Source organism: Streptomyces sp. NPDC046379, from assembly GCF_055587785.1.
Map to the genome: position 1 here is coordinate 1 of NZ_JBVJFP010000054.1, position 4,853 is coordinate 4,853.

Below are 4,853 nucleotides of genomic sequence, written 5' to 3' on the forward strand. Positions count from 1 at the left end.
GAAGACTGTCTGGCGAAGGCGGACCTGGCGCAGCCGCGCGCCTCCTGGATCGCCTTCTACAGCCCGGCGGAGCTGTACTCCCTGACCGCGATCGTACGGGACGTCGTGGGACAGCCGGCACAGGCGGAGGCCGCCTCCCACCGGGCGCTCGCCGCGCTGCCGGAGACCTACCGGCGCAACCGCGCGCACACCACGGCCCGGCTCGCCCTCGCGCAGCTGCACCAGGACGACATCGAGCAGGCGTGCGCGACCAGCGGCAAGGTCTTCGAGACCATGGCGGGCACGCCGCTGCCCGGACGGACGCGGCTGCTCCTCGGCGACTTCCAACGTGACCTGATCGCCCGCGCTCCCTCCGCGCACATCGCGCACGAGTGGACGGACCGCTACCGGACCCAATGGAGCAACTCTTGACCACCACAGCCGTTGACCTCCGCCGCTTCGGCCACCAGGACCTGCCGAACATCCGGCAGACCCTCCTGGACGTGCACGCGGACGCCTACGCCCACGCTATGGACGACGAGTTCAACCAGCGCTTCCCCTGGTTCGTGGACCACTGGGGCGGCCATCCCGGATTCGCCTGCCTGATCGGCTACGACGGAGACGAGCCGGTCGGCTTCGCGTACGGCGCCCCTGCAACTGCAGGCCGGGAGTGGTGGCGCGAGCACCTGAGCGAGCCGCCGACGGACGACTCCACGTTCTCGGTGTCGGAACTGATGGTGCGCCCGGCCTGGCGCAAGACCGGGACCGCCGAGCGGCTGCACACCGCGCTCCTCGAGGACCGGCCCGAAGCCCTGGCGGTGCTCCTGGTCGACCCCGGCCACCCGAAGGTGGAGGCGCTCTACGAGACGTGGGGCTACCGGAAGGTCGGCAACCGGAAGCCGTTCCCCGACTCTCCGAACTTCTCGGTGATGCTGCGCGACCTGCGCGTGCCGACCGCTTCCTGAACCCGGGCACAGCGAAGCCCCGGCGGCACCGGGGGCTTCTTCGTTGCTGTTCAACAGCCGTTGGCCCCATTGGGTCCAAAAGGTCTATGAGGGTCCTTCTGTCGGCGCGGAGTGACGATACCTTGATCCCGCTCAGCGCTTCTGCCTCGGCTCTGCTGCTGGTTGCCGTCGCCAACCGCTCCGTGCCGCGATCCACCTGGGTCCTGGGTCCGCGACCGCGGGTTCCGCCGGAGTGGTCCCGGCCCGCCGGGGTCCGGCGATACCGTGGTGAGACACGCCCGTTCCGCGCCCTACGGAGCCCTCGATGAGCGAACAGCCGGCCCCCGCCGCCGACACCGCCCGGCAGCAGCTGGACCCCGCGGCCGCCGACGCCGTACGCGCGTACGCCGCCCGCACCCGCGCCACCGCCGACCAGTTCGCCGGCGTCCTGGAGGACATCGCCGAGAACGGTCTGCCGTCGGTCGAGGAGTGCACCCCGTGGGAGGAGCTGCGCGAGCAGCACCTCGCCCGCCTCGCCCGCCAGCGCCCGGCCGTCGCCTGATGACCCCGCAGCACGGCCCACGCCGCGCCCGGATCGCCTTCTCCGACTCCGCCGCCAAGCAGCTGGAGAACATCACCAGCGAGGCGGAGATCCACGCCCTGGACCGCGCCCTGGTCGTCGTCTCCGTCGACCCCGACGTCGGCGAGCCGATCCCCGGCGACACCACCGGCCCCCAGCTGCGCCAGTACACCGACGACGTCGAACAGGTCCGCGTCCTGTACTTCGTCACCGCGCTGCGCACCGTGGTCGTCGTCGCCTACATCGAGGTCTAACCCTCAGGACTCGAGTGTTTCTCGACGCCGCATCGCACCAGACACCGACGAGCACGACCTTGTACTCATCAGCCGGCCCCGGTCCGGCCTCACTCTGACCACGCCTGGTTCACTGTCACGCGGTAAGCGGCGCGGTAGTCCCAGCGTCCCAGCCGAGTGAGGGCGGCGGGGCACGGTGCGGGGATGAGTTGTGCGGTGCATGGTCAGTCGTCGGTGCTCAGGCCGCTGGCGCGGGCGATGCCGTTCAGCTCAGGGTCGTCGGCGGCGGAGGCTTCCACGATGGCGAAGCCGGGGCTGCCGACGGGGCCGGGCATCTCCACGAGCCGGTGGTCCATGCGGCCGGTCAGGAGAATCGCCAGGACCGTCGCGTACTCCCGCTGCACCTCTTCGGTGAACTGTGAGGTGTCACCAAACGGGGCCAGCCTGATGGCCCTCGGCTATCAGGTGCGCTGTCTCGTGCACGGCCTTGGCCAGGACGTCGTACTGCTCGGGGTCCATGCGGGCCTTGAGCGTCTCCATGTAGAGGGAGACGTTGTCGATCCCGCTGTCGGCCGGGCCGGAGTCGTTCGCGTCGTTCATCTCGACAGCCTGGCCCGGGAGGCGGCAGGCGTCCAGGCCCCCGCAGGAGGTTGCCCTGTGCCAGCGCGGCCTCCTCCCGGCCGTGGTCTGACCCTGACAGGCGCGACGCCGGTGGTCGGGACTGTAAATCGTTCAGCTCGTTTGACAGACCCGGTGAGGTCGAGGTCGCAGCCCTGCCAGGATCGGTGAGTTCCTCGGGGACGGCGGTAGTGGTCGCTGATGAGACGCAGGATGGTGTGCCGGACCTTGCGGAGAGCGAGGTAGCGGTGGTGTTCCTCCCGGTGGGCGGGGTCGTCGCCGGGGTCGGGGATGAAGGGGAGCTGGAGGTAGGCGCACAGGACGTCGATGCAGACACCTCACGTTGCTATGCCGTCAAGCCGGGGGCTTGGGCCCCAGGTAGCGTGACCCGCATATTCGAACGGGTGGAGTGGAACGTTGGTCGACGTAGTGCGTGTCATGGAGGCGCTGGCCGCGCAGGGCGTCACGGTGCTGTTCAAGGCAGATGCGGAACGCATGCGTGACGGGGCGAGGCCGTGGACCTTCGTCGCAAGCGGTGTTCCCTTCCATGAGGACCTGCTCGTGCGTACTGACGCCGCGTCGGTGGAGGCCTGCCTGGAGGTCTGCCTGCCGCAGCTGCGCGAGCGCGGACTGGTCATCCCTGATTGAGGGCAGTCCGGCCAACCGTGATCTATGCGGCATCTGCTTCTGCAGCTTCGAGTGGGACCGGGAAGGCCAGGGTCTCGTCGTAGCTCTTGCGGTGCTGGAGGCAGTGGTAGAGCTGGCCGATCATGCGGTTGAAGAGGTTGCGCTGGGCGGCCGCGTGCCAGTCGCCGACCTCGCGGCGGCGCCGGTAGTGGGCGCCAGCCCCAGGCGAGTGCCGAAGGGCTGAGAATGCCCACAGATATCCCGCGTGGTTGAGGCGGTCGTTCTTCACCCACCGACGGGTGATGGACGACTTCTTGCCGGAGGCTCTGGTGATGGGCGAGGAGCCCGCGTAGGCCTTCAGGCCGCGGGCGTCGGCGAAGCGGGCGCGGTCGTCCCCGATCTCAGCGAGGATCCGGGCGGCGAGCTGGATGCCGAGCCCGGGGAAGCTCAGCAGGATCTCGGCGTCCGGGTGCTGAGGGAACGCCTCTTCCACCGCCTCAGCGAGCTGGTCGGCGGCGGTGCAGGCGGCTTCCAGCTGGATGAGGAGGGCGAGCATCTGCTTGCCGAGCGCGTCCTCGACCAGCGGCGGCTGGTGGGCCCACGCAGCACGGAAGACGTCGCGCAGTCGGTCGGCCTCCGCCTCAATACCGCGCTTGCGGCCGGCCCGCTTGAACGCGGCCTGGAGCTGCGTCCGGGTCAGCCGTGCGGCTCGTGAAGGGGTCGGGGCGGCCTTGAGGAGTTCACGGGCCTCGGGCCGGCACAGGCCGTTGGCCCAGGTGGCGAAGGCTTCCTGGGCGGCCGGGTAGTACTCGCGCAACAGGGAGCGGAGCTGGTTGGCGATCTGCTGCCGATTCCACAGAGCGTCCTGCTGGGCGCGGGCCAGAACGGCGATGGCACGACCGAGGTCGCTGTCGCCCGGCAAGGGCCGGTGGGCATGCATGTCGGTGCGCAGGATGTTCGCCAGGACATAGGGCGTCGCCGGGATCGGACTTCTTGCGCGAGACAGAGTGGCGGTCGCGGTAGCGGGCGGCCGCCATCGGGTTGATCGCGAACACCTTCCGCGTTCCGGTCCGCAGTACGGCAACGAGCAGCCCGCGGGATGTCTCGATCGCCACCGGGATCGGGTTCTCCTCGGTGTCGCCGTACTCGGCAAGCAACTCCAGCAGAACCTGGTAGCCGGCCGCGTCGTCGGTGATGTGCCGCTTGGCCAACAGAGTGCCGGTGTCGTCGACCAGGGCGACGTCGTGGGTGCGTTCTGCCCAGTCGATTCCGCAGTAGATCAAAGTGTTCCCTCCCCTACGTGCCGAGTGTCTGCGCTGGTCACGAGCGCATGCGGGCCACGCGAGCGACCTAATCCCAGGCCTCGACCGCAACAGGGCCGGGCCGACACCTCACTAGCCGTTCGTGGCACCAGCGCACCTCACGGGCCTCGGTCTGTGCGGGAGCTCGAACGGCTCGGGCGTATCAAGAGGTCACCGTGCAGTGGGCTCGCACCACCAACACCAACGAGTGATCAAGCCGTGGGTGTTGACGCTCGTCGATGCTGAACGGCGCCGCTCTGGCACTGGAGGCCTCAAGGCCAAGGCATGGGCAGGTGTCCGTTCAGCGCCGACGAGCGTCAACACCCTCGTTCGTGGTGGCGGCCGCGAAGGCGCCGGACGCCGCCGCTCTGCATCGAGGCGTCAAAGCCAAGTCTGGCGAAGGCATCCGTCCGGCACCCACGCAACCGCTACCACTCCGAGTACCAGGACCGCGCGCCGCCCTATGCGAAGGTCTCAGAGTTCCTAACAGAAGTTGTTGATCAAGTAACCATCGGTCTGTCTGCTCGTTGGTCGGGTCGTGGGGAAGCGCCAGTCGCGGCCGTGGATCGTG

At 69.2% G+C, this 4,853-nt stretch carries 6 protein-coding genes and 2 pseudogenes; 5 read left to right on the top strand and 3 right to left on the bottom strand.

Translation table 11 applies throughout. The annotated features are described in order from the left end of the window. The 4 genes and pseudogenes from ACZ6KF_RS33835 to ACZ6KF_RS33850 all read left to right on the top strand — a co-directional run. A pseudogene (locus tag ACZ6KF_RS33835) lies at positions 1-411 on the top strand (hypothetical protein); the annotation flags it as partial. Continuing rightward, a complete protein-coding gene (locus ACZ6KF_RS33840) occupies positions 396-944 on the top strand; it encodes a GNAT family N-acetyltransferase (RefSeq protein WP_469242010.1) in 549 nt (182 codons plus the stop codon). The pseudogene ACZ6KF_RS33835 and the gene ACZ6KF_RS33840, both read left to right, overlap by 16 nt. 304 nt (positions 945-1,248) lie before the next feature. Beyond that, positions 1,249-1,485: a hypothetical protein gene (locus tag ACZ6KF_RS33845; protein WP_469160791.1), complete on the top strand. Its 237-nt coding sequence runs from the start codon at positions 1,249-1,251 to the stop codon at positions 1,483-1,485. Then, entirely contained in the window at positions 1,485-1,757 is a 273-nt protein-coding gene (locus tag ACZ6KF_RS33850) for a hypothetical protein (protein ID WP_469160792.1), read from the top strand. Before ACZ6KF_RS33845 ends, ACZ6KF_RS33850 begins: the two co-directional genes overlap by 1 nt. A 203-nt stretch (positions 1,758-1,960) precedes the next feature. Here ACZ6KF_RS33850 and ACZ6KF_RS33855 read toward each other — a convergent pair whose 3' ends face one another. Together ACZ6KF_RS33855 and ACZ6KF_RS33860 are read right to left on the bottom strand one after the other, a co-directional pair. Continuing rightward, entirely contained in the window at positions 1,961-2,140 is a 180-nt protein-coding gene (locus tag ACZ6KF_RS33855; protein WP_469179712.1) for a hypothetical protein, read from the bottom strand. A gap of 22 nt (positions 2,141-2,162) precedes the next feature. Then, positions 2,163-2,336 (bottom strand): hypothetical protein, encoded by a 174-nt coding sequence (locus ACZ6KF_RS33860; protein WP_469179714.1) that lies wholly within the window; start codon positions 2,334-2,336, stop codon positions 2,163-2,165. A 456-nt stretch (positions 2,337-2,792) separates the two neighbouring features. Between ACZ6KF_RS33860 and ACZ6KF_RS33865 the strand changes: the two genes are divergently transcribed. After that, entirely contained in the window at positions 2,793-3,002 is a 210-nt protein-coding gene (locus tag ACZ6KF_RS33865) for a hypothetical protein (protein WP_469160794.1), read from the top strand. A gap of 22 nt (positions 3,003-3,024) precedes the next feature. Here the strand turns inward: ACZ6KF_RS33865 and ACZ6KF_RS33870 are convergent. Further along, positions 3,025-4,264 (bottom strand): annotated as a pseudogene (locus tag ACZ6KF_RS33870) (IS110 family RNA-guided transposase). Positions 4,265-4,853: the final 589 nt, after the last annotated feature.

Excerpts from the sequence above, each read along its gene's own strand:
- ACZ6KF_RS33850 (WP_469160792.1), top strand. The coding sequence starts at position 1,485 with ATGACCCCGCAGCACGGCCCACGCCGCGCCCGGATCGCCTTCTCCGAC.
- ACZ6KF_RS33865 (WP_469160794.1), top strand. The coding sequence starts at position 2,793 with ATGGAGGCGCTGGCCGCGCAGGGCGTCACGGTGCTGTTCAAGGCAGAT.
- ACZ6KF_RS33840 (WP_469242010.1), top strand. The coding sequence starts at position 396 with ATGGAGCAACTCTTGACCACCACAGCCGTTGACCTCCGCCGCTTCGGC.
- ACZ6KF_RS33845 (WP_469160791.1), top strand. The coding sequence starts at position 1,249 with ATGAGCGAACAGCCGGCCCCCGCCGCCGACACCGCCCGGCAGCAGCTG.
- ACZ6KF_RS33860 (WP_469179714.1), bottom strand. The coding sequence starts at position 2,336 with ATGAACGACGCGAACGACTCCGGCCCGGCCGACAGCGGGATCGACAAC.